General features: G+C 53.4%; 21 protein-coding genes, 1 pseudogene and 1 other annotated feature (1 of these 23 cut by a window edge). Of the genes and pseudogenes, 7 read left to right on the top strand and 15 right to left on the bottom strand.

Annotated features, from left to right (window positions below):
* Positions 1–83, bottom strand: a sequence feature (Thr leader region) (it extends 36 nt beyond the left edge of the window).
* Together thrL and C7M51_RS21570 are read right to left on the bottom strand one after the other, a co-directional pair.
* On the bottom strand, positions 22–90 hold the full coding sequence (gene thrL, locus C7M51_RS22835) for a thr operon leader peptide (protein WP_160623739.1): 69 nt from the start codon (positions 88–90) through the stop codon (positions 22–24). Its footprint overlaps the feature before it by 62 nt.
* 206 nt (positions 91–296) lie before the next feature.
* Positions 297–977 (bottom strand): tRNA/rRNA methyltransferase, encoded by a 681-nt coding sequence (locus C7M51_RS21570; RefSeq protein ID WP_160623495.1) that lies wholly within the window; start codon positions 975–977, stop codon positions 297–299.
* A 606-nt stretch (positions 978–1,583) separates the two neighbouring features.
* Here C7M51_RS21570 and arcA point away from each other — a divergent pair.
* On the top strand, positions 1,584–2,300 hold the full coding sequence (arcA, locus tag C7M51_RS21565) for a two-component system response regulator ArcA (protein ID WP_038628413.1): 717 nt from the start codon (positions 1,584–1,586) through the stop codon (positions 2,298–2,300).
* Between the two features lie 36 nt (positions 2,301–2,336).
* Here the strand turns inward: arcA and creA are convergent, their stop codons facing one another.
* Entirely contained in the window at positions 2,337–2,810 is a 474-nt protein-coding gene (creA, locus tag C7M51_RS21560; protein ID WP_160623494.1) for a protein CreA, read from the bottom strand.
* A gap of 197 nt (positions 2,811–3,007) precedes the next feature.
* On the opposite strand from creA, the gene robA reads away from it, so the two are divergent.
* Positions 3,008–3,886, top strand: coding sequence for an MDR efflux pump AcrAB transcriptional activator RobA (gene robA / locus C7M51_RS21555; protein WP_160623493.1), 879 nt, complete (start codon positions 3,008–3,010; stop codon positions 3,884–3,886).
* Between the two features lie 38 nt (positions 3,887–3,924).
* Here robA and gpmB read toward each other — a convergent pair whose 3' ends face one another.
* Entirely contained in the window at positions 3,925–4,572 is a 648-nt protein-coding gene (gpmB, locus tag C7M51_RS21550) for a 2,3-diphosphoglycerate-dependent phosphoglycerate mutase GpmB (RefSeq protein ID WP_160623492.1), read from the bottom strand.
* 51 nt (positions 4,573–4,623) lie between these two features.
* Between gpmB and yjjX the strand changes: the two genes are divergently transcribed.
* Positions 4,624–5,157, top strand: a complete 534-nt coding sequence (gene yjjX / locus C7M51_RS21545; RefSeq protein ID WP_160623491.1) for an inosine/xanthosine triphosphatase — start codon at positions 4,624–4,626, stop codon at positions 5,155–5,157.
* A gap of 6 nt (positions 5,158–5,163) precedes the next feature.
* Here yjjX and trpR read toward each other — a convergent pair whose 3' ends face one another.
* Both trpR and sltY read right to left on the bottom strand, forming a co-directional pair.
* Positions 5,164–5,487, bottom strand: a complete 324-nt coding sequence (gene trpR / locus C7M51_RS21540; protein WP_160623490.1) for a trp operon repressor — start codon at positions 5,485–5,487, stop codon at positions 5,164–5,166.
* 44 nt (positions 5,488–5,531) lie between these two features.
* The gene (gene sltY / locus C7M51_RS21535) at positions 5,532–7,412 is read right to left on the bottom strand and encodes a murein transglycosylase (RefSeq protein ID WP_160623738.1); all 1,881 of its coding nucleotides are present in this window, start codon (positions 7,410–7,412) and stop codon (positions 5,532–5,534) included.
* 246 nt (positions 7,413–7,658) lie between these two features.
* On the opposite strand from sltY, the gene deoR reads away from it, so the two are divergent.
* Positions 7,659–8,423 (top strand): DNA-binding transcriptional repressor DeoR, encoded by a 765-nt coding sequence (deoR, locus tag C7M51_RS21530; protein WP_160623489.1) that lies wholly within the window; start codon positions 7,659–7,661, stop codon positions 8,421–8,423.
* A 142-nt stretch (positions 8,424–8,565) separates the two neighbouring features.
* The gene (gene ettA / locus C7M51_RS21525; protein ID WP_160623488.1) at positions 8,566–10,233 is read left to right on the top strand and encodes an energy-dependent translational throttle protein EttA; all 1,668 of its coding nucleotides are present in this window, start codon (positions 8,566–8,568) and stop codon (positions 10,231–10,233) included.
* 29 nt (positions 10,234–10,262) lie between these two features.
* Here ettA and C7M51_RS21520 read toward each other — a convergent pair whose 3' ends face one another.
* Positions 10,263–11,159 (bottom strand): LysR family transcriptional regulator, encoded by an 897-nt coding sequence (locus tag C7M51_RS21520; protein WP_160623487.1) that lies wholly within the window; start codon positions 11,157–11,159, stop codon positions 10,263–10,265.
* Between the two features lie 95 nt (positions 11,160–11,254).
* Here C7M51_RS21520 and C7M51_RS21515 point away from each other — a divergent pair, with 95 nt between their 5' ends.
* A complete protein-coding gene (locus C7M51_RS21515) occupies positions 11,255–12,256 on the top strand; it encodes a zinc-binding alcohol dehydrogenase family protein (protein WP_160623486.1) in 1,002 nt (333 codons plus the stop codon).
* 286 nt (positions 12,257–12,542) lie between these two features.
* Here C7M51_RS21515 and C7M51_RS21510 read toward each other — a convergent pair whose 3' ends face one another.
* From C7M51_RS21510 to serB, 4 genes and pseudogenes are all read right to left on the bottom strand, one after another.
* Entirely contained in the window at positions 12,543–13,451 is a 909-nt protein-coding gene (locus C7M51_RS21510; RefSeq protein ID WP_160623485.1) for a LysR family transcriptional regulator, read from the bottom strand.
* 635 nt (positions 13,452–14,086) lie between these two features.
* Positions 14,087–15,320 (bottom strand): annotated as a pseudogene (gene nadR, locus C7M51_RS21505) (multifunctional transcriptional regulator/nicotinamide-nucleotide adenylyltransferase/ribosylnicotinamide kinase NadR).
* A 68-nt stretch (positions 15,321–15,388) separates the two neighbouring features.
* On the bottom strand, positions 15,389–16,771 hold the full coding sequence (gene radA, locus C7M51_RS21500; protein ID WP_160623484.1) for a DNA repair protein RadA: 1,383 nt from the start codon (positions 16,769–16,771) through the stop codon (positions 15,389–15,391).
* A gap of 16 nt (positions 16,772–16,787) precedes the next feature.
* On the bottom strand, positions 16,788–17,762 hold the full coding sequence (gene serB, locus C7M51_RS21495) for a phosphoserine phosphatase (protein ID WP_160623483.1): 975 nt from the start codon (positions 17,760–17,762) through the stop codon (positions 16,788–16,790).
* 180 nt (positions 17,763–17,942) lie between these two features.
* Between serB and C7M51_RS21490 the strand changes: the two genes are divergently transcribed.
* Positions 17,943–18,608 carry a YtjB family periplasmic protein gene (locus C7M51_RS21490; RefSeq protein WP_160623482.1) on the top strand — a complete coding sequence of 222 codons (666 nt, stop codon included), beginning with the start codon at positions 17,943–17,945 and terminating at the stop codon, positions 18,606–18,608.
* 70 nt (positions 18,609–18,678) lie between these two features.
* On the opposite strand, the gene deoD is transcribed toward C7M51_RS21490, so the two are convergent.
* The 4 genes from deoD to deoC form a co-directional block, all read right to left on the bottom strand.
* Positions 18,679–19,398 (bottom strand): purine-nucleoside phosphorylase, encoded by a 720-nt coding sequence (gene deoD, locus C7M51_RS21485; RefSeq protein WP_160623481.1) that lies wholly within the window; start codon positions 19,396–19,398, stop codon positions 18,679–18,681.
* 66 nt (positions 19,399–19,464) lie between these two features.
* Positions 19,465–20,688, bottom strand: a complete 1,224-nt coding sequence (deoB, locus tag C7M51_RS21480) for a phosphopentomutase (protein ID WP_160623480.1) — start codon at positions 20,686–20,688, stop codon at positions 19,465–19,467.
* A gap of 114 nt (positions 20,689–20,802) precedes the next feature.
* A complete protein-coding gene (deoA, locus tag C7M51_RS21475) occupies positions 20,803–22,125 on the bottom strand; it encodes a thymidine phosphorylase (RefSeq protein ID WP_160623479.1) in 1,323 nt (440 codons plus the stop codon).
* A gap of 108 nt (positions 22,126–22,233) precedes the next feature.
* The gene (gene deoC, locus C7M51_RS21470; protein WP_160623478.1) at positions 22,234–23,013 is read right to left on the bottom strand and encodes a deoxyribose-phosphate aldolase; all 780 of its coding nucleotides are present in this window, start codon (positions 23,011–23,013) and stop codon (positions 22,234–22,236) included.
* Between the last annotated feature and the right edge of the window lie 258 nt (positions 23,014–23,271).

Here is a 23,271-nt window from a genome sequence, read left to right as displayed (position 1 = left end):
TTCTCTTTTTTCCTGTATGCGTCAGCCCGCACCGTTACCTGTGGTAATGGTGGTAGTAATAGTGGTGATGTTCAGGCTGTTTGTACGCATGTGATTTTTGTCTGTCTGTTATGTGTCTGTCTGCTTTTCAGAAGTAAAGCAATCGCCGGATGAAGTCAATGGATTTATCGGCGGCACCCATTGCCGTTAACAACCGTCCGGAGGCTAAATGGGCGCTCGATTTAGTGTTATCAACCATAATTTTTGGTAAATCTGGAATCATCAACCAGATATTATTTTTTACTCAGGGTATCGTACTAAAGTTTTTTTTCAATATCATGTAACAGCCGATGTAACATCGCGTTATCGCGCTGTTCCAGCAAACCAACACGCTGCTGGATCCAGTCCGCCAGCTTTTCATCATCGGCCACGTTTAGCCGGGCAAGCAGCGACATCAGGCGCTGGCGCAGCGCGCTCAGCTGTTGATCATCTGCCCGCTCACTGACCGCTGGCATCACCTGCATTAACGAGGAGAGCTGATAGCAGTAAACCATTACCGCCTGCCCAAGATTAAGCGAGGGGTAATCATTCGCCATTGGAATGCCGGTCAGCAAATCAACCTGCGCCAGTTCTTCGTTGGTCAGGCCGCTATCCTCCCGCCCGAAAACCAGCGCCATGCTGCTTACCCACTGCTGCTTCTCGTGAAGAATAGTTTCTACCTGCTGCGGCGTAGCATAGTAGCGGAACCTGGCCCGGCTGCGGGCAGTGGTGGCCACCGAAAAGTCGATATCCGCCAGCGCAGCTGAAAGTGACGAATAGTGCTGAATGTTGTCAACAATTTCGCCAGCGCCATGCGCCACAATACGCGTTGCCGGCAGCTGCCAGGCATCGCTTTGTACGATACGCAATTCGCTAAAACCCATTGTTTTCATCGCACGTGCCGCAGCACCAATATTTTCCGGGCGGGCGGGAGAGACAAGAATAAGTGGAAAACGCATAGAAACCCTGAATGTCAACTTACCTGAGGCGCACACTTTGACATGACGCCATGTTAAATAACAGCATCATAAAAATAACAAGCCGTTAACCAAGCACTATGCGACAACAATTTTTGTATTTAACGCGTTTAAACTATTTAACCTGGGAAAACATTAATAACATATAAATATCATAAATAAGCCCTTATAAATCAAAATTGTATTTTATTAATTAACTGAGTAAACTTTCGCGCACTAGCAGGAGGCTAAGTCCCGTGTTAAGGCCTGATAACTGTGAGTTAAGCTGGCATTCTGATGAGCATTTTTCACAAAAGTGTTAACGTGCTACACTTGATTTGATATAAGTCAACGAAGCGTTGTTTTAGTGCTTATCGGTTGTACTCTATGCTGTTATGTTGCTGTTAATACAGCTAGGATAGCGGCCATTTGGCACTGCCGGGGCATGCAGGATTCATCCTTATGGCTGAGCTGACAATGTTGTTGACGTTGATGGACAGTGCATCAAGAACATAATTCTGTACTCAGGTTATCCCGCGATCATTTTCCGGCGTTAACGGTAGTACATCCTGTTTCCGATTTTGTTGGCAAATTTTAGGTAGCGAACTCATGCAGATCCCGCATATTCTTATCGTTGAAGATGAATTAGTCACGCGTAACACTCTAAAAAGCATTTTTGAGGCCGAAGGCTACGAAGTGTTTGAAGCGACGGATGGCGCAGAGATGCATCAGGTATTGACCGATAATGATATTAATCTGGTAATTATGGACATTAATTTACCTGGTAAAAATGGTCTGTTACTGGCGCGTGAACTACGTGAACAAGCAAACGTGGCACTGATGTTTCTGACCGGCCGTGATAATGAAGTTGATAAAATCCTTGGCCTGGAAATTGGCGCGGATGATTACATCACCAAGCCATTTAACCCGCGTGAATTAACGATTCGCGCCCGCAATCTGCTTTCCCGTACCATGAACCTTTCCGCCACCAGCGAAGAGCGTAAACAGGTCGAGAGCTATAAATTCAACGGCTGGGAGCTGGATATCAACAGCCGCTCGCTGATCAGCCCCAACGGTGAGCAGTATAAGCTGCCGCGCAGTGAATTCCGCGCCATGCTGCATTTCTGTGAAAACCCAGGCAAAATTCAAACCCGTGCTGACCTGTTGAAGAAAATGACCGGTCGCGAATTGAAGCCACACGACCGTACTGTCGACGTCACTATTCGTCGTATCCGTAAGCACTTTGAGTCCACGCCGGACACGCCAGAAATCATCGCTACCATTCATGGCGAAGGCTACCGCTTCTGCGGCGATCTGCAGGAATGATGATTAAAAACGGCGAGGTTTCTCGCCGTTTTGCTTTTAGTGACTCCACGGAATAATCGGCACGGCACTCAGAGCGTTTTTCGGTGAACCCTCCACGACTTTATCTGAGTAAGAGAGATAAATCAGTGCGTTGCGCTTCGCATCGAAAAAGCGAACCACCTGTAGCTTTTTAAACAACAGCGAAGTACGCTGGCGGAATACCGTTTCGCCCTGGGCTTTCCCCTTAGCGATGCGTTCGCTTAACGTTATCGGCCCTGTCTGCTGACAGGAAATCGCGGAGTCAGAAGTATCTTCCGCCAGGCCTAAGCCTCCCTTGATGCCCCCCGTCTTTGCCCGGCTAATGTAGCAGGTAACGTTTTTCACATCCGGATCGTCAAAAGCCTCTACCACAATTTTATGATCGGGCCCAAACATCTTAAATACCGTATCCACTGAGCCGATCTCTTCTGCACCGGCGCTTGCGCTGAATAAAATCGCCGCCGAAATAATTAATAACCTATTGATTACCATATCATTACCATTAAATTTTGTTAGATTTTCTTGTGAAAAGACTGCACCAGGGATAAGTCGGGCTAACCTTATTTAACCCGTTTGCAAGGGTATAGCACAATCCACCAGGTAAAACCTTCGGCGTTTTTTGCGCATTTAGTGCTATGATCCTGCGACTTTGCCCTGCCTGCGCCTATCTAAGTACAAGAGGATGTTTTATGGACCAAGCTGGTATCATTCGCGATTTGCTTGTCTGGCTGGAGAGCCATCTCGATCAGCCGCTGTCACTGGATAACGTGGCGGCAAAAGCGGGCTACTCTAAATGGCATCTGCAAAGAATGTTTAAGGAAGTGACCGGTCACGCGATTGGTGCCTATATTCGCGCCCGACGCCTGTCAAAAGCCGCGGTTGCGCTGCGCTTAACCAGCCGTCCGATTCTGGATATCGCGTTACAGTATCGCTTCGATTCACAGCAGACCTTTACCCGCGCCTTTAAAAAGCAGTTCAGCCAGACGCCAGCCTGGTATCGTCGCGCCTCGGAATGGAACGCCTACGGCCTGCGTCCCCCGATCCGTCTGGATGACGTGCCGCTGCCGGAGGCGCATTACGTTACGCTGCCGGAAACACTGCTGGTGGGGCAAACGCAGAACTATACCTGTACGCTGGAGCAGATCTCGCGCTATCGTGACGAGATGCGCACCCATTTCTGGCAGCAGTTCCTGCTGGAAAACGACACCGTACCGCCTGTGCTGTATGGCCTGCATCAGGTACGTGCCAGTCAGGAAAAGGATGATGAGCAGGAGATCCTCTACACTACCGCCGTTCCTTCTGACCAGCTGGCTAAAACCATGCAATCGGCGCAGAGCGTGCTGCTGGAAGGTGGCGATTATGTCCAGTTCAACTATGAAGGACCGCGCAGCCAGCTACAGGATTTTATCCTGATGCTGTATGGCACCTGTATGCCGACGCTACAGCTAACGCGCCGTTACGGTCAGGATATTGAGCGCTTTTATACGCACGGCGGCAAGAAACGCACCGAACCGCCGAAAGAGATTCGCTGCGAATATTTAATACCGATCAAACGCGTCGCCAGCTAAGACTATTTGGGCCCGCTCTGCGGGCCCGTTTATCGGATTCAGCGCTGTAGCTCATCCAGCGCGGGCAGATCGAGATGCGACACATCGCCCGCCGTCTCCACCACCCATCCCTGTGCCAGCCACGCGCTTTGCTGATGATCGACGCGTGACAGCGAGCAGTTACGCAGCCGCAAACGTCGTTCAGCGTGAGCAGGCAGGCCCAGCAACGTACCGATTAGCACGCCCAGCGCAATGCCGTGGCTCACCAGTAACGGACGGCTACCGGCTGGCAAATCAAAACAGGCGTTCAACGCCTGGTGCATACGCGCCGCCAGCTCCGCCAGACTCTCCCCTTCAGGAATACGTCCGTCTACCGTGCCATCCAGCAAAGTACGACGCCAGGCCTCCTCCTGCTCGCTAAGCGAATCGATCGGGCGCTGCTCCAGTACGCCCATATTCAACTCACGCAGCCGCGCATCCAGCGTAACGCCGCAACCGCAGGCGTCAGCAATGATCTCTGCGGTACGTCGCGTCCGGCCTAAATCGCTGCTGATAACGTGCGTAATCCCCAGCGATCTGACCCGCTCACCTACCTGGCGAGCCTGGTATTCCCCTTTTTCAGTCAGTGCACTATCAGACTGTCCCTGAATGCGCCTGGCCGCGTTCCACACCGTTTCCCCGTGACGGACAAGATAGACCTGTAACATGCTTTTTTTCCGTTATACTGCGTCAAAATTGCGTAGAAGGTTCAAGTAATTATGTACCATGTTGTTGCTGCCACCATTAATCCGGCAAAAATTAGCGCTATTACCCAGGCTTTTAACGATGTCTTTGGCGAAGGATCCTGCCATATCGAAGGTGTTGAGGTCGACAGTGGCGTAGCCGCACAGCCGCTGACAAATACAGAAACGCGAACTGGCGCACGTCAGCGCGTAATGAACGCCCGCCAGGTCAGGCCAGAGGCCGACTTTTGGGTAGCGATCGAAGCAGGCATTGAGGGCGAAGACGCTTTTGCCTGGATGGTGATCGAAAACCATCAGCAGCGCGGTGAATCCCGCTCCGCCAGCTTCACGCTACCAGCAGTAGTGATGGCGGGGATTCATGCCGGACGTGAACTGGGCGAAGAGATGGCCCATCTCACCGGCATCGAGAATATCAAACATCAGGGCGGCGCGATTGGCGTCTTTACCCGCGGCCTGCTGACGCGCACCAGCGTTTACCATCAGGCGTTAGTGCTGGCGCTCTGCCCGTTTCATAACGCCGTTTACCAGCAGACGCCGCGCCTCTCATAACCGACGCTATTTAGCGATCGACAGCTGCTCTTCCAGCCAGGCAGTCAATGCAGGTGGAGCAGCGCGCAGACTATTGGAGCCGCGCGTGATGGTGGCAATGCCAACGCCCAGCTCGTTTTTCAGCTCGCGCTGGCTCATTTCACCGCGCAGCAGCTCCTCAATAATACGCAGGCGTGTGCCGAACGCTTCGCGTTCATCCGGCGTCATCATCAGCTGTAATAACGGCAGCTGCAGATCCAGCGGAAAAGCGCGCTCCAGCAGGCTGACAAAGCGCAGCCAGTTTTCATCCTGCGGATGTTCCGTTACCGGGATCGGGGCGTGTGAGGTCATGAAAATCTTCCGTACTCATTGGCGAGTACGGAAGAGTAGCATATTCAGTAGCGCCGCCGCCACTCGCTATCAGACAGGATATTATCCGGTTGGTTAAGGAAGTGACGATAATAAGCATCGTAGGCCAGCACGTTCTTCACATAGCCACGCGTCTCAGAGAACGGAATCGTCTCAATAAACGCTACCGCATCCAGCTGCCCATTGCTGACCCGCTGCCAGGTGCGCACCCGGCCCGGCCCGGCGTTATAGGCGGCGGAAGCAAAGATCCGGTTCTGATCGAACTGCTGATAAACATATTCCAGGTACTGCGTACCGATCTGGATGTTGGTTTGCGGATCGAGCAGCTGACTGCTGTTAACGTAACCCGGAATGCTGTACATCTTCACCGTGTGGCTGGCAGTTGCAGGCATAATTTGCATCAGCCCGCTGGCACCTACCGGCGATCGCGCTTTTGGATTCCACGCACTCTCCTGACGTGCGATAGCCATCGCGTAGCTGGTCGGGATGGTTTTACCCTGCGTGTACTGAATAAACTGCGGCTGCCAGGCCAACGGGAAGCGTTCCGCCAGATGATTCCACAGCTTGCCCGTGATGGTGGCCTGCACGCTAAGGTCCCACCAGCCATGATTCAGCGCATAGCGTGCCAGCATCTGCTGCTGGCTGGCGGTTTTGCTGGCAACCAGGCGGCTCCATTCGGTACGCGCCAGATTATCCATCCCCCAGTACATCAACTCGCGCACGCGGGCGATCTCCGCCCCGTTATCCAGAGAGCTGTCGGGACGCGGTGCCTCATCCACCCGCAGCGGATAGGTCACGCCAAGTCGCTGCGCCGCCACCATCGGATAAAAGCCGCGCTCCTGCATCAGCTTACGCAGTATCTCTTCCGCTTCCTCTTTACGTCCACGCTCCAGCAGCAGGTCAGCCTGCCAGTATTGCCATTCATCTTTTTCTTTGGCATCGGGATCGAGCCGTGCGATCCAGGTATTTAAGCCGCGCCGGTCGTGATTACTGAGCGCCAGACGCACACGGCGTTCAATCAGTGAGGTCGAGCCGCTTTTCATTACCACGCTATCACGCCAGCGCGCCTGTTCGCTGGTCACCTCGTTCCCCATCAGTCGCCAGGCAACCGCTTCACGCAGCTCCTGTGCTTCCTGCTCACTCATCTGTTGCAGGCGCACCAGCGTTGGGATCATGGCGCGGGCGCTTTCTGCATCGCCTCGTGCAACGCGGGCAAAGGCCAGCGAGGTAGCCTGGCGAGTAAAGTCGGTTGGCCCCACGCTACGGGCAAAAGCTTCCACCGTTCCCGGATCGTTTTGCAGCGCCGTAACCGCATCCGCCATGGTTTTATAATCAGAGGGCAGCTGTTTAGCGAGGAAATTCACCAGGCTGCCGTTACCGGCCACCATTGCAAGACGAATACGCTCCAGCGTGGTAATCGGTGACTGTTCTCCCGCCGCCTGCCACACGGCAAACAGCTTGTCACAGCTGGCTGGCAACGAACTGCCGCGCAGCCAGATTTTTTTCGCCCCTTCCCAGGCTACCTGCTGCTGCCCGGTAGCCCATTTGGCGTAGTACCAGTTACAGCGCGCGGCAACCGGCTGCGGTTCTTCAGGGCTGAACACCAGCAGACCGCGCCAGTCTTCACGTCGCGCCAGCTCATTAACAAAGCGCGAGGCGAGCGAATGCACCGGCGGCAGCGTGGGGTAGCGCTGTATAAAATTATTAATGGCCAGGCCGGTTTCCTGATCGAGATGCTCAGAAAGCTCGCGGTATTCCAGATAGGGGTAAAGCGGATAATCTTTCAGCGTCGGCATCAGCTGCGCCACCACATCCATCTGCTTATTATCCCAGGCCTGTTTAATTTGCTGGTAGCGATTGCGCTGCTCGTCCAGCGAATCGGCCATTACGCTGCCGCTAACGGCCATCAGGCAGATGCTGGCCAGCCAGTAACGCCATCTCTCCTTCCTGTGAGTCACTCCTCGCTCTCCTCTCTGTTAACCGGTTTGGCGATATGCCAGATTTCTTTCATGCTAACCAGGCCACAGACGTCGTGCCATGTTCTTCACAAAATTTACTTTTTGATGCAGAAGATTGCACCGTGGTTTGTGACGGCTGACGCTCTGGATTTTTAGGGTTAACATAAAAGAAACAGACAAACAGGGAATGCGATAATGGAAACCCGGCGCGAAGAGCGGATTAATAAACTGGCGCAGGCGCTCAGGCGCATCGATAAAATTCATCTGAAAGAAGCGGCCCGTCTGTTGGGCGTTTCAGAGATGACCATCCGGCGCGACCTTAACGAACAGGTCTCCTGTCTGGTACTGCTGGGTGGCTATATTGTCAGCGATCCCAAAAGCGCGCAGGCGCACTACTTTGTGTCCGATCAGCAATCGCATAACGTTAACAAGAAGCAGCGGCTGGCGAAGCTGGCGGCCAGCCTGATAAACGCTAACGATACCGTTTTCTTTGACTGCGGCACCACCACACCCTGGGTGATCGATGCGATAGATGATGAGCTGCCCTTTACCGCAGTCTGTTACGCCATCAACACTTTCCTGGCACTGAAGGAAAAAAAGCGCTGCCGCGTTATTCTTAGCGGCGGTGAATTTCATCCCGATAATGCAGTCTTTTCCCCGCACGGCAACCTCTCTCTTCTTGATGAGATCTGCCCTACGCTGGCTTTTATTTCAGCGGCGGGACTCGACGCTGAGCAAGGCGCTACCTGTTACAACTTCAATGAGCTGCCGATGAAGCAGCAGGCGATGGCGCGGGCGCAGCGTACCCTGCTGCTGGCAGACAGCAGCAAATATCATAAGGTATTACCGGCCCGGATTGGCGATTTAACCCGTTTTGATACCATCATCAGCGACGGTGCGCCGCCAGAGCCACTGGCGGCTTACCTGCAACGTCATAATATCCCGCTGATGCTACCGTAAAAATCTTCCGCGGTGCGGTAGCGAAAAGCAAACAATCAGCGGTGTGACGGCTGTGATTAAGCAGGGAAAACCGCTAAACTTGCCGTTCTGAACGGGCGATGATGCCCCGATTACAACACAGACCATAAGAGGCTCATTTCACGTGGCTCAATTCGTCTACAGTATGCATCGCGTCGGCAAAGTCGTTCCGCCGAAGCGTCACATTCTTAAGAACATCTCTCTTAGCTTCTTCCCCGGTGCCAAAATCGGCGTGCTGGGTTTGAACGGTGCAGGTAAATCCACTCTGTTGCGCATTATGGCGGGCATTGATAAAGATATCGAAGGCGAAGCGCGTCCGCAGCCGGGTATTAAAATCGGCTATCTGCCGCAGGAACCGCAGCTGAATCCAGAGCACACCGTGCGCGAATCGGTGGAAGAAGCCGTTGCTGAAGTGGTTGGCGCGTTGAAGCGTCTGGATGAAGTTTATGCGCTGTATGCCGAGCCGGATGCCGATTTTGACAAGCTGGCTGCTGAACAGGGCAAGCTGGAAGAAATTATCCAGGCGCACGACGGGCACAACCTGAATGTCCAGCTGGAACGCGCCGCTGACGCCCTGCGTCTGCCGGACTGGGAGGCAAAAGTCGCCAACCTCTCCGGTGGTGAACGCCGTCGCGTTGCGCTGTGCCGTCTGCTGCTGGAAAAACCAGACATGCTGCTGCTGGATGAACCAACCAACCACCTGGATGCAGAATCCGTGGCCTGGCTGGAACGCTTCCTGCACGACTTTGAAGGCACCGTTGTGGCAATTACCCACGACCGTTACTTCCTCGATAACGTTGCCGGCTGGATTCTGGAGCTGGATCGCGGTGAAGGCATTCCGTGGGAAGGCAACTACTCCTCCTGGCTGGAGCAGAAAGATCAGCGTCTGGCACAGGAAGCCTCTCAGGAAGCGGCTCGTCGTAAATCTATTGAGAAAGAACTGGAATGGGTGCGTCAGGGCACTAAAGGGCGTCAGTCTAAAGGTAAAGCTCGTCTGGCACGCTTTGAAGAGCTGAACAACACCGAATACCAGAAACGTAACGAAACCAATGAACTCTTTATTCCACCTGGACCGCGCTTGGGCGATAAAGTGGTGGAAGTCAGCAACCTGCGTAAATCTTACGGCGATCGCGTACTGATTGATGATCTTTCGTTCTCAGTACCAAAAGGTGCAATCGTCGGTATCATCGGCCCGAACGGCGCAGGTAAATCGACGCTGTTCCGCATGATGTCAGGCCAGGAGCAGCCGGACAGCGGCACCATTACGCTGGGTGAAACCGTGAAGCTGGCATCGGTCGATCAGTTCCGTGACAGCATGGATAATTCCAAAACCGTCTGGGAAGAAGTTTCCGGCGGCCTGGATATCATGAAAATCGGCAACACCGAAATGCCCAGCCGCGCCTACGTTGGTCGCTTCAACTTTAAAGGCGTCGATCAGGGCAAACGCGTTGGCGAACTCTCCGGTGGTGAGCGTGGGCGTCTGCATCTGGCGAAACTGTTGCAGGTTGGCGGCAACATGCTGCTGCTCGATGAACCCACCAACGACCTGGATATCGAAACCCTGCGTGCGTTAGAAAACGCCCTGCTGGAGTTCCCAGGCTGTGCGATGGTTATTTCGCATGACCGCTGGTTCCTTGACCGTATCGCTACCCATATCCTCGACTATCAGGACGAGGGCAAGGTGGAGTTCTTTGAAGGTAACTTTACCGAATACGAAGAGTATAAGAAGCGTACCCTCGGCGCAGAGGCGCTGGAGCCGAAACGCATCAAATACAAACGTATCGCCAAATAACAGCAAAAGCGGCCTGCGGGCCGCTTTTTTTACCGGTAAAACTGGCGAAACACCGGGCTTTGCAAAGCGAAGTCGATAAAACGCGCCAGCGCAGGCGAGTTCAGTTTGCGTCCCGGATAAACCAGCCACAGCTCATTTCCTTCCGTCTCCCACTCAGGCAGTACCGGTATCAGTTCACCACGCGCCACCGGTTCCTCAGTAAGAAAGCGCGGCAGCAGCGTGATACCAGCATGATTAAGCGCACACTCGCGCGCATAAATAAGATTATCGGTTAAGTGCGCTGATGGCAGCAGCCAGCGGTAATGCTCCTCGCCGCGTCGCAGCAGCCATTCCGCCCAGGCGCGATGAGCGATACAGCGCTGCGCGGCCAGCTGCTGAGGGTGATTGATTAACGTATTGCTCGCCAGATAGTTAGCGCTTGCTACCAGCAAACGCTGACAGATGCCAACGCGCCGTCCAATCAGCGATGAATCCTGCGGTTTACCGGTACGCAACGCAACATCAAAACCCTCCTGTACCAGATCGCGGATATCATCTGAAACCGATACCTCCAGCGTCACATCCGGGTAGCGCTGCTGGAACTCAACGTTGCAGCGCGCCAGCAACGTAGCGCCAATACCAGCAGGGCTGGTGATACGTAATCGCCCACTCGGATTATCGCGCAGGCGTTTAATTGCCAGATCCGCACGCTCGCTGGCCTGCATCATCTCCTGGCAGTGAATCAAATAGCGTTCACCGGCAAACGTCAGGTTAAGCTGGCGCGTCGTACGATTCAGCAGGCGCAGCCCCAGCGCCTGTTCAAGCTGACTAATGCGCTGACTTACGCTCGATTTTGGTAAACCAGCGCGCTGCGCGGCGGCAGTAAAGCTCCCGCTCTCGGCAACCAGCGCAAACAGCGCCATATCGTGTAACCGTTTCAATTCCATTGTTCACCTGAGACGAACACTCTGTGAGTTATTGTCCATCTTATCATCGTTTCCTCCGCCTTCTACACTTATCCCATTCACTAAGGAGAAATGAGATGACCATGAGAGCCGTAGCCGTTAATCCGCAGCATCCAGAGCAGTTTATTGAGATTGAGCAAGAGAAACCCACGCCTGGCGAATACGACCTGCTGGTGGAAGTGAAAGCCGTATCGGTGAACCCGGTCGATACCAAAGTTCATAAAGGCGTACAGAAAAGTGGGCTGCAACAGCCGCGTATTTTAGGTTGGGACGCCAGCGGCGTGGTGGTAGAAACCGGCAGCAAGGTAACCGATTTTAAAGTGGGTGATGAGGTTTACTACGCAGGCGATATCACCCGTCCCGGCAGCAACAGCACATTGCAACGGGTAGATGCGCGCATCGTTGGTCACAAGCCTAAAAGCCTCGATTTTGGTGCAGCGGCAGCGATTCCGCTCACCGCCTTAACCGCATGGGAAGGCCTGTTCGAGCGACTGAGAATAGCAGACGCCAGCGAAACGCAAACCTTACTGATTATCGGTGGCGCAGGCGGCGTTGGCTCACTGGCGATCCCCTTCACCAAACTGCACAGCAAGGTAAAGGTTATCGCCACCGCTTCTCGTCCCGACTCGGTACAATGGTGTAAAGATCGCGGTGCAGATCTGGTTATCAACTACAAGAATATGCCGGAGGAGCTGGCACAGCATGGCATTCAGCAGGTAGATTATATCTTCTGCCTGAACGACACCGACGGTCACTGGGATACCATCGGTAAGCTGATTGCGCCGCAGGGACAGATTTGTACCATCGTTGAAAATGCTCATCCGCTGGATATGGAGCAGTTAAAGCTGAAGAGCGCGGCGCTGCACTGGGAGTTTATGTTTACCCGCAGCATGTATTCCACGCCGGATATGGCGCGCCAGGGAGAAATTCTGGACGAAGTGGCCCGGTTGCTGGATGCAGGTAAGCTAACCACTACCTTAAATGAAACGCTGCAAGGGCTGAGCGTGGATAGCCTCAGACAAGCGCATGAGAAGGTGCTGGAAGGCCATATGCGTGGCAAAGCCGTCATCGTTTATTAAGTTACCTACAGCAAAACGCCCCGAAATCGGGGCGTTAATAACAATTGGACCGTTGCTTTTATTTTAAGCGGCTTTTTTATTTATTGAGGCAATTTTTATAATTTTATCATCGCCGCCTTCTCCCCTCTCGCTCAGGCAAAATGGCAGAACATTTTTTAAACAGCAAACCGCAACAACAGAGCATCAATGGCTAATAATAAGCGATAGCGAAAATGAAGCTCACAAAAGGGCGCATCAAACCGTCTCAATACACCTTCCCTGTTCCTTAATAGTTTGCTACTGGCCCTTAAAACTCTAACAAATCTTTTGAGATATCACGTAACCACTTATGCGAGGAGCAGTTGTGGTAGCGTGGGTGCCAGGCCTGAATAATGCGCACCTTCGGCAGTTCAAACTGAGGCTTAAAGAATTCCACTTCAAGGTTCATTCTTTGCAGGCCATCAACCACATACATAGGCACGATACCCAGGCTGTTGGTCTGGATCACGTTCTCGATCATCGGCAGATATCCGGCGCTGACACCGTGGATTTTTCTTTTGTAGCCACGTTCGCGATACAGGCTTTCCATCTCTTCTTTGAGCTTATTTTTTGAGACGATCAGCATGTACTCTTTCAGCACCTTAAGCGACTTTTCCATCTGTAGTACCGGGTGATCTTTCTTGGCAATGAAGACGCAGTCGCTATGGCCGATAGTACGAATTTTCACTTCCGGGCTTAATGTCTTATCTTCGCCGATATAGAGATCGATATCTTCACTACGCAGCATGCAGGTAGACGCGTTGTCATAGTTGAAGTTAAACACGTGGTTGGTGTTTTCCTGGATGCTTTTCTTCATCAGCTTATAGCTGAGTTTCGACATCAGAATATCGTTAGTGACAATATTGAAAGAGCGCGGCAGCTCGCTGCCATTCATTTCAATGTTTTGGTGCAGCACGTTTTGTATATTATCCAGCAGCTCTCTGAGCTGTGGTTTCAGACGCACGGCCAGCGGGGTAAGCTCAAGGCTCATACCAGAACGGACTAAAAGCTGATCCTGAAAAGTATCTCTGATTTTATTCAACGATTTACTAATAGCAGGCGGCGTAACATTTAACCTGTCCGCTGTTTTGCTGACGCTTTTTTCATTCAGCAGCGTATCGAGTATAGGCAGCAGGTTTAAGTCCATTCTTACCAAATGATTAATATCTTTATACATAATTATTACACTCCCTTGATTCTTTCCGGTTATAGCCTCTCTACGCACCATCAGATGAGTAGGATGATATTGCCTGGAATAATGTATAGATGCCGTTTTGCGCGTATAGCTTCAAAGCCCCTGAAGCAATAGATGCATTAACTCTTTTTGCCTGGGTTAGAGTAAAATCCGTTTACTTTTATAATAGTCAGCTAATTAATCGAAAGTTAACTATATATTTACCACAGTTTAAGTAGTCAAAGGCAGAATAAAAATACACGCCAAAGATAGTTAATATAGTCCTGACAATATATAAGCTATGTCTCAAGTTAACGTTACTCCGTAATTCTCCCCGCTTAAAGAAAAAAGTTAATCCCGTCGATCATAAAATTCAACTTATAAATTAAAGCCGCTACGATAGCAAAAAGAATAGCATTTTAACGCTTTGATTTATAGTGCTAAGCCTTATAAATCAATAAGTAACAACTTTAAGCACAGCGAGCAATAACCTAAAGCCGTAAAGCGATAGTTGGGGTGGATCTGTTTTAATTAGTGAAACATTAGGCTGATTCAGTTAGGATGGATTATCAATGAGAACATTCCGAATCAAAAAAGCAAACTGACAGTATCGGAGCACGGACAGCTTGCTTGATCTATTACTTACCGTTTTCCAGCATATTCCTGACCAGCTCTACGCAACGCAAAAAGCGCTCATCGTAACTTTCTTCGCTTTATATATTCATATTTAATCTGATTTTCATTCAACTTTGTTATCAATAAGTCCTGGAACTCTTTTCGATCGTTCGCACTGCCCAGGCTACGTAAGCCGTCGGCCACCCAGGGCACATTATTTTCAAGCAGGATAACCAGATCAAAACGATACTCATCGATCAGCGCCTGTACGAAGGGATGTTCACGACCCTCATATTTTTTGCAAAAAGCTTGAGTCGTGACGAAGTCGGTATCAATGAAGGTAACCTTATTAGCGTACTTAACGGCAAAATCGATATATTGCGCATGACCCAATGCAATCTTGTCATAATCGGAGTACTGCAGCGCCATTTCATCGCCACCAAGATGCGAAAAGACGTAGTCACGCCCATATTCCCATGCGCTGGAGGTATTAAAAATATTGGCGAGCTTGTTGACCAGGATCGACTTGCCGCTGGATTCTCCCCCCAGGATAGCGACGGTGCGCACGAAGAACGGCTTCACTTCGGTAGGTATATACTCCCAGTAGCGAAAAGGATTCTGGCGTATCTGCGCACCGCTGATATTCATAAAGGAGCGTTGAGGATCGATTACCACGGTTTCAATGCCCAGGTGCTGACGATATTGCGGTGCATCCAGCTCCTCACTGGTATAAACGCAGCCCGGCTCAATCCCCTTTTCCGCCATAAACGCGCTAATCCCCCGGCTCCAGACATCCCAGCCGTGCGGATAAGGCTCCATCCCCTCTTCGTTGAAGGCGTGAATACGAATATTCTTCTGATATTTAAACGTCTGCAAAAGCCAGCGTAGCCGATCGCTCACGGTCGGCTGCTGAGACATGGCGCTGTTTTCAAACAGCTGCCGATCGCGTGGCTCATCGTGTCCCATAATAATGTGCAGCTCATCAACCTGGCTACAGGCACGCTGAATAAGATAAATATGACCGGTATGCAGAGGATAGAACTTGCCAAACACTACGCCGACGGTTTTCTCCCGGCGAGGAAAGGCCAGTCCCAGAAAGCGATGCAGCGCTTCCAGCTTTTGCGCGCTGGGGCTTTTGATTTTGGCGTTTAGCAGCTGGCTGAGATAACCTTTGGTCATGCCGCTGGCGTCGGCAACCTGCTGTAAGGTATGTCCTTGCTGGCGAATGGCGGTTTTCAGATATTCAAATGTTGACATAATGCCTCCTGCAAAAAGGGGTGAGCACAGGCTCACCCCAACGACAGGTTAATTCCCGCGATGAGAAATTATAACTCATCCAGAATCGCCAGCGCGTCAGCCAGCTTCTTCACCGGGTAAACCTTCATATTTTCCGGTACTTTTTTCGGCGCGTTCGCTGCCGGTACGATGGCGCGGCGGAAGCCATGCTTGGACGCTTCAGAAATACGCTCCTGCCCGCTCGGCACCGGACGAATTTCACCCGCCAGCCCCACTTCGCCAAAGATCACCAGATCCTGCGGCAACGGGCGATCGCGCAAACTGGAAACCATTGCCAGCATCAGCGCCAGATCCGCACTGGTTTCGGTAACCTTTACCCCGCCGACCACATTGACGAACACATCCTGATCGGCCATCTGTAATCCACCGTGACGATGCAACACCGCCAGTAAAATCGCCAGGCGGTTCTGTTCCAGCCCGACCGCAACACGTCGTGGATTAGCCATCATGGAGTGATCCACCAGAGCCTGAATCTCCACCAGTAGCGGACGAGTCCCTTCCCAGACCACCATCACCGAGCTACCGGCGGTCACCTCATCACCGCGCGAGAGGAAAATCGCTGACGGGTTGCTGACTTCGCGCATCCCCTGCTCGGTCATGGCAAACACGCCCAGTTCATTCACCGCACCGAAGCGGTTTTTATGGCTGCGCAGTGTGCGGAAGCGCGAATCGGCATCGCCATCCAGCAGAACAGAGCAGTCGATGCAGTGCTCCAGCACTTTCGGCCCCGCCAGCGAGCCATCTTTGGTTACGTGACCAACCATAACGATCGCCACGCCGCGCGTCTTGGCGAAGCGCGTTAAATAGGCGGCGGTTTCACGTACCTGCGCCACGCTGCCCGGTGAAGATTGGATCTCCGCCATATGCATCACCTGGATGGAGTCGATAACCATCAGCTTCGGCTGTTCCTGCTCGGCAATCAGACAGATCTGCTCGATGCTGGTTTCCGACAGCATATTAAGATTTTCCGTCGGCAATCCCAAACGGTGCGCGCGCATCGCCACCTGCTGTAGCGATTCTTCGCCGGTGACATACAGCGTTTTCATTTCCACCGACAGTTTGCACAGCGTTTGCAGCAGTAAGGTACTCTTCCCTGCACCGGGGTTACCGCCAATCAGGATAGCACTGCCCGGCACCACGCCGCCGCCGAGCACGCGATCAAACTCTTTGAAACCGGTAGAAAAACGCGGCAGCGCTTCCAGACTGATTTCAGATAGCTTCTGCACGCGGCTGGCTCCGGCTGTACCCGCATAGCCGGAAAGCCGCTCGTTGCGCGCCGCCGCAGGCGAGGCCGCCAGCCTCACTTCGGTGATAGTGTTCCAGGCATGGCAGGCGCTACATTGCCCCTGCCAGCGCGGGTAGTCTGCGCCACATTCATTGCAGACGAAGGCACGTTTTACCGCTTTGGCCAATTCAGTTCCTCAATTATTAAGACTCATGATTCAGGCTGCCGCTGAGGATACAAAATACGCCCATCAGATCGGCATGACGAATCGTCACTTCAGTTTGTTCGTTAACTTTCGGCTTGGCGTGATAAGCGATGCCTAAGCCAGAGGCTTTAATCATCAGCAGATCGTTCGCGCCATCGCCAATCGCTACCGTTTGCTCTACAGGGATTTCATAACGCTGCGCCAGTTTAGCCAGCATTTCAGCTTTATATTGCGCATCCACTATCGGGCCGATGACGTCGCCAGTGAAAGTTCCGTCGCGAATTTCCAACTCGTTGGCGGCAATCGCATCCAGATGGAGCCGATCGCGCAGGTACTCTGCGAAAAAGGTAAAGCCGCCGGAGGCGATTGCCACGCGCCAGCCCAGCGCCTGTAGCTTCTGCACCAGCGTGCAAAGCCCCGGCGTCAGCGGCAGCGCATCGCGCACCTGCTGCAAAATATTGGCATCGGCCCCTTTTAGCGTCGCCACGCGCTGTCGCAGGCTGGCGGTAAAATCAAGCTCGCCACGCATCGCCCGTTCGGTCACTTCAGCCACCTGCTCGCCGCATCCGGCGAGGCGGGCTATTTCATCAATACATTCGATCTGAATCGCTGTGGAATCCATATCCATTACCAGCAGCCCCGGCGTTTTCAGATGCGGAATCTTGCCCAGCGGCGCTACGTCCAGCCCGGCTTCGTGGGCCAGACGTGTCGCGCGCGGCGTTAATGAACCGGCCAGACGAATCACCTGATAATCATCAATGCACCAGGCACTAACGATCACCATCGCCGCACCCAACTGACGTTGATATGCCGTCAGGCGCTCCTTATCAAGCTGGTGCCCATAGAGCAGCCAGCCGGTACGCCCGGCGCGATAATCCAGCGGCATCACTTCATCGCCGCTCAGTGAAAGCGGCAAGCCAGGCCAAAAAGAAACATCGGAAGGCAGGTCGCACCAGGTCAAACGATTAGGCATTACAACTCCTGTGGGGAAGATGATCGGCTGTCGCCATCAAAGGACGTTCTGTTTGACATCCGGGCCGGGCCACAGCCTGTAGAGAAAACCTCGCAAGAGGCTACCCTGACAGCCGCGCTTCTGGCAACATAAAGTCGCAAAAACAGACTCCCCGCTGTTGATTATGATTTAAGGTTGGAAATGGCTAAAACCCGGCTCAAATTTCGTCTGCACCGCACGGTCATTGTGCTGATTTCTCTTACGCTGCTGGTCGTGCTGATGCAGGGCGCGTCATGGTTCAGTCTGGGCCACCAGATGGCGCGCTCCGAGCAGGTTGAGGATCTGGCGCGCGCATTGACGCGTCAGGTAGCCTTTACCCTGACGCCGCTGATGGATAACCCGGATGAAAACCGCGCGCAAATCACCGCCATTTTACAACAAATGACGGAAAACAGCCGCATCCTTGACGCTTCCGTTTATGACAGTGAAGGTTCGCTGGTGGCGCGTAGCGGCGAAAGTATCAGCGTTCGCGATCGGCTGGCGCTGGATGGCAAGCGTGCGGGCAGCTATTTTAACCATCAGCTGGTGCAGCCGATGGATAACAGCGACGGGCCACAAGGATTTCTGCGCGTTACCCTGGATACGCATGTGCTGGTTACCGAGGCCAAACAGGTGGATAACACCACCAACATTCTACGGCTGATGATGCTGCTGGCGCTGGCGATCGGTATTATTCTGACTCGTACCCTGCTGCGCGATCGTCGCACCCGCTGGCAGCAGTCACCGTTCCTGCTGACCGCCAGCACGCCGGTAAAAGAAGACAATGACGAGCAGGACGGGAAGGTAACCGACGCGGAGAAACATTAAGCGGTTGCGGATAGCGTAAAAGCGGCAGGAACAAAAACCGGACGAGGCGCAATGCCCGCCCGGTCAGATTTTAAGCTTTGTCGCCCAGCAACACGGACTCCAGCGCAATTTTAATCATATCGCTGAAGGTGGTCTGGCGTTCAGCCGCGGTGGTCTCTTCGCGGGTGCGGAGATGGTCAGAAACGGTACAGATGGCCAGCGCTTTCGCCCCGAACTCCGCCGCCACGCCATAAATGCCTGCCGCCTCCATCTCAATACCGAGAATGCCATATTTTTCCATTACGTCGAACATTTGCGGGTCCGGCGTATAGAAAAGATCGGCAGAGAACAGGTTACCTACTCGCGCTTCAATACCCAGCGCTTTTGCCGCGTCTGCCGCATTACGCACCATATCGAAATCGGCAATGGCAGCGAAATCGTGATCTTTAAAGCGCATACGGTTCACTTTAGAGTCGGTGCACGCGCCCATGCCGATAACCACATCACGCAGTTTCACATCAGGACGCACCGCGCCGCAGGAACCGACGCGAATGATTTTTTTCACACCAAACTCAGTGATTAGCTCTTTGGTATAGATGGAGCAGGAAGGGATACCCATGCCGTGGCCCATCACCGAAATGCGACGACCTTTATAGGTCCCGGTATAGCCCAGCATGCCGCGCACGTTGTTCACTTCCACCGCATCTTCCAGGAAAGTTTCTGCGATATGTTTAGCGCGTAGCGGATCGCCCGGCATCAGTACCACGTCCGCGAAATCACCCATTTCTGCATTAATATGAGGTGTTGCCATTGTCTGTATTCCTTTAAAAAATAAATGACGCCAGCGCACAGGCTGGCGCTAAAAGAAAGCCGCGTATTACAGCATGCTTTTGCCATAGTCCATGTCGGAAAGGCCGAAGTATTTCGCTACCGTCTGACCGATATCCGCGAAGGTTTCACGATGGCCGAGGAAGCCCGGTTTGATGCCCGGTCCATACATCAGTACCGGAATATGCTCGCGGGTATGCTCGGTGCCGCGCCAGGTAGGATCGCAACCGTGGTCGGCGGTGAGGATCAGGATATCGCCCTCTTTCACCAGCGCCATCAGTTCCGGCAGACGACGGTCAAACAGCTCCAGGCCGCCCGCGTAGCCCGCCACGTCGCGACGGTGACCCCAGGTAGAATCGAAATCCACGAAGTTGGTAAAGACAATAGAATTGTCCGGCGCTTCGGCCATCTCTTTTATCGTGGCGTCGAACAGCGCATCCAGCCCGGTCGCCTTCACTTTTTTCGTGATGCCGACGTGCGCATAGATATCCGCGATTTTCCCGACGGAAACCACTTCGCCCTGTTTCTCTTCCACCAGCTTTTTCAGAATGGTGGGAGATGGCGGCTCAACGGCCAGATCGTGGCGGTTACCGGTACGCTGGAAATTCCCCGCCTTATCACCGACAAACGGACGCGCAATTACGCGGCCAATGTTGTAATTCCCTTTGTCCAGCTCTTCGCGGGCGATCTCGCACAGGTCATACAGGCGTTGCAGGCCAAACGTCTCTTCGTGGCAGGCGATCTGGAACACCGAGTCAGCAGAGGTATAGAAAATCGGCTTGCCGGTTTTCATATGCTCTTCGCCCAGCTTATCGAGAATCACCGTACCGGAGGCATGGCAGTTACCGAGATAGCCCGGTAGCCCGGCGCGCTCTACCAGCTTATCCAGCAGCTCCGGCGGGAAGCTGTTTTCAGTATCGCTAAAGTAGCCCCAGTCAAACAGCACCGGCACACCGGCAATTTCCCAGTGGCCTGACGGCGTATCTTTACCAGAAGAGAGTTCGCTGGCGTAGGCGTAAGCGCCAATGATGTCTGCATTCGGGTCCAGCCCCAGCGGGAAGGTGCCGGTTGAGGCTTCCGCCGCTTTTCCCAGCCCTAACGCGGTCAGGTTTGGCAGATGCAGCGGCCCTTTGCGCCCCACGTCCGCTTCGCCGTTAAAGCAGGCCTGCGCGATATGGCCCAACGTATCAGAACCGGTATCACCGAATTTATCAGCGTCTTTACTGGCACCGATCCCGAAGGAATCCAGCACCATGATAAATACACGTTTCATGTGACTCTCCTGCGCCTTAGCGCGATGAGAAAAAATAAAAAAGCGATCAGAACAGTATGACCGTTAACCCGGCCACACTTCAAGTCGCAGGTGCGCTGACCGCATCTTCAGGCATTACGCGCTGATTCGACGATAGACAACCGGCGTTTCCGCTGGCTTATCTGCGCCCAGCGTAATAGCCGCTTTTACCGCCTGCGCCGCTTCCTGCCAGCGCGCTTCGCTGTCGGCGTGGATAATTGCCAGCGGACGCTGGTTATCCACCTGCTCGCCCAGCTGCACCATGTCGCTGAAGCCTACGCTGTAATCAATAGTATCGCTGGCACGTCGGCGTCCGCCGCCCAGCGCCACCACCGCCATACCGAGCGCGCGCGTATCCATTGCGTTAACGATGCCGGGCGCATCGGCATAAACCGCTTTGCTCAGCATCGGCGCGGGCAGATAGCGATCCATCTTGTCAATAAAGTCAGCCGGGCCTTTTTGTGCCGCGACCATACGCGCAAAGACTTCCGCGGCGCTGCCGTTATCCAGCACCTTTTGTAGCTGTGCACGAGCGGCTGTCTCATCTGCCGCCAGTCCACCGGAAATCAACATTTCACTGCACAGCGCCAGCGTCACCTCGAGCAGACGTGGATTGCGATAGCTGCCGGTCAGGAACTGCACCGCTTCGCGCACTTCCAGCGCATTACCGGCGCTGGAGGCCAGCACCTGATTCATATCGGTCAGCAGCGCAGTCGTTTTACACCCTGCGCCATTTGCCACGCCGACAATCGCCTGCGCCAGCTGTGCGGAAAGCTCGAAGGTCGGCATAAAGGCACCGGAACCGACTTTGACATCCATCACCAGCGCATCCAGCCCTTCCGCCAGCTTTTTCGCCAGAATCGAAGCGGTAATCAGCGGGATGGAATCTACGGTGGCGGTGATATCGCGCGTGGCGTAGAAACGTTTATCCGCCGGGGCCAGGGAGTTGGTCTGGCCGATGATCGCCACCCCGTTCTGCTTAATCATCTCGCGAAAACGCGCATCATCAGGGAAGATATCGAAACCGGGAATCGCCTCCAGCTTATCGAGGGTGCCGCCGGTATGTCCCAGCCCGCGCCCGGAGATCATCGGTACATAGCCGCCGCAGGCTGCTACCATCGGCCCCAGCATCAGTGACGTCACATCGCCGACGCCGCCGGTGGAATGCTTATCCACGACCGGGCCGTTCAGATTCAATGCGCGCCAGTCCAGTACGGTGCCTGAATCACGCATCGCCATCGTCAGCGCGACGCGCTCCGGCAATGTCATATCATGGAAGAAAATGGTCATCGCCAGCGCGGCGATCTGCCCTTCCGAAACGGAGTTATCGCGCACGCCGTTAATAAAGAAGCGGATTTCTTCTTCACTCAGCGCGTGTCCATCACGTTTTTTTCGAATAATTTCTTGAGTCAGAAACAAGGTAACCCCCCTGTTTAGCGGATCGGTCATTCAGGCCTGGTGCGTCCCCAACCGTACGGAAGGGTAAGGTTTAGCGGGCGCTTATCGCCCGCCGTTTTGAAAGGAAAATTAATAGCTGCTGGTGCTGCGCGCACTCTGGTAGCCCGCTGCATTTAACAGGCTGGCCAGCAGGCTGGAAGCGCCAAAACGGAAATGACGCGCATCGGCCCAGTCGCTGCCGAGGATCTCATCGGCCATTTGCAGATAGAGCGCAGCGTCTTCCGCAGTGCGTACGCCACCGGCAGGCTTGAAGCCTACGCGATCTTTAACGCCTTTATCGCGGATCACTTCCATCATGATCTTCGCCACTTCCGGCGTAGCGTTGACCGGAACTTTACCGGTTGAGGTTTTAATGAAATCGGCACCGGCATCAATAGCGATTTCAGAAGCCTGACGGATCAGCGCCTCTTCTTTCAGCTCACCGGTTTCAATAATCACCTTCAGCAGCACGTTAGCAGCTGCACAGGCATCTTTACAGGCTTTCACCAGCTTAAAGCCGGTTTCCGTGTCGCCTGCAATCAGGGTGCGGTAAGGGAATACAACATCGACTTCGTCCGCACCGTAAGCAATCGCCGCACGAGTTTCCGCCAGCGCGATCTCGATGTCGTCGTTGCCGTGTGGGAAGTTGGTCACGGTAGCGATACGAATATCGGGCGTACCCTGCTCGCGCAGCGCTTTACGCGCCACCGGGATAAAACGGGGATAGATACAGATAGCTGCGGTATTGCCCGCCGGAGATTTCGCCTGCTGGCACAGCGCGATCACTTTCGCATCTGTGTCATCATCGTTAAGGGTCGTCAGATCCATCAGTTTCAGCGCACGCAGCGCGGCAGCGGTTACATCAGTCATAATGCTCTCCAGACAAATTGAGTGAGCTTCCGCAAGTGGAAGGCTCAACACGAGGTCTTGGTTCCTTGAAGAGGGGTGAGATCCATCTCGCCTTGCCAGCGATGCTGTTTCGCTTTGATGTTACGATTTTAACACCGCAGGCAGATTCATTGTTGTGCTTAAGCTCACAGTTAATTAAGAAACGTCACCATTCATTTTACATTTAAAGTGACTAATCTCATATAAAAAGCGCAACAGGCCGCAACCGGAACCGCTTCC

Origin of the sequence: Mixta intestinalis (assembly GCF_009914055.1) — a bacterium.
Lineage (GTDB): Bacteria > Pseudomonadota > Gammaproteobacteria > Enterobacterales > Enterobacteriaceae > Mixta > Mixta intestinalis.
Note: the sequence above shows the minus strand (reverse complement) of the source record. Positions and strands in the feature narration are given on the sequence as shown.

What these genes read in the sequence shown, in the direction of transcription:
- trpR (WP_160623490.1), bottom strand. Translation starts at nt 5,487, where the DNA reads ATGACCTCACACGCCCCGATCCCGGTAACGGAACATCCGCAGGATGAA.
- C7M51_RS21490 (WP_160623482.1), top strand. Translation starts at nt 17,943, where the DNA reads ATGGCTAAAACCCGGCTCAAATTTCGTCTGCACCGCACGGTCATTGTG.
- deoC (WP_160623478.1), bottom strand. Translation starts at nt 23,013, where the DNA reads ATGACTGATGTAACCGCTGCCGCGCTGCGTGCGCTGAAACTGATGGAT.
- arcA (WP_038628413.1), top strand. Translation starts at nt 1,584, where the DNA reads ATGCAGATCCCGCATATTCTTATCGTTGAAGATGAATTAGTCACGCGT.
- C7M51_RS21515 (WP_160623486.1), top strand. Translation starts at nt 11,255, where the DNA reads ATGACCATGAGAGCCGTAGCCGTTAATCCGCAGCATCCAGAGCAGTTT.
- C7M51_RS21570 (WP_160623495.1), bottom strand. Translation starts at nt 977, where the DNA reads ATGCGTTTTCCACTTATTCTTGTCTCTCCCGCCCGCCCGGAAAATATT.
- sltY (WP_160623738.1), bottom strand. Translation starts at nt 7,412, where the DNA reads ATGGCCGTTAGCGGCAGCGTAATGGCCGATTCGCTGGACGAGCAGCGC.
- C7M51_RS21510 (WP_160623485.1), bottom strand. Translation starts at nt 13,451, where the DNA reads ATGTATAAAGATATTAATCATTTGGTAAGAATGGACTTAAACCTGCTG.
- deoB (WP_160623480.1), bottom strand. Translation starts at nt 20,688, where the DNA reads ATGAAACGTGTATTTATCATGGTGCTGGATTCCTTCGGGATCGGTGCC.
- serB (WP_160623483.1), bottom strand. Translation starts at nt 17,762, where the DNA reads ATGCCTAATCGTTTGACCTGGTGCGACCTGCCTTCCGATGTTTCTTTT.
- deoD (WP_160623481.1), bottom strand. Translation starts at nt 19,398, where the DNA reads ATGGCAACACCTCATATTAATGCAGAAATGGGTGATTTCGCGGACGTG.
- gpmB (WP_160623492.1), bottom strand. Translation starts at nt 4,572, where the DNA reads ATGTTACAGGTCTATCTTGTCCGTCACGGGGAAACGGTGTGGAACGCG.
- creA (WP_160623494.1), bottom strand. Translation starts at nt 2,810, where the DNA reads ATGGTAATCAATAGGTTATTAATTATTTCGGCGGCGATTTTATTCAGC.
- robA (WP_160623493.1), top strand. Translation starts at nt 3,008, where the DNA reads ATGGACCAAGCTGGTATCATTCGCGATTTGCTTGTCTGGCTGGAGAGC.
- deoR (WP_160623489.1), top strand. Translation starts at nt 7,659, where the DNA reads ATGGAAACCCGGCGCGAAGAGCGGATTAATAAACTGGCGCAGGCGCTC.
- yjjX (WP_160623491.1), top strand. Translation starts at nt 4,624, where the DNA reads ATGTACCATGTTGTTGCTGCCACCATTAATCCGGCAAAAATTAGCGCT.
- C7M51_RS21520 (WP_160623487.1), bottom strand. Translation starts at nt 11,159, where the DNA reads ATGGAATTGAAACGGTTACACGATATGGCGCTGTTTGCGCTGGTTGCC.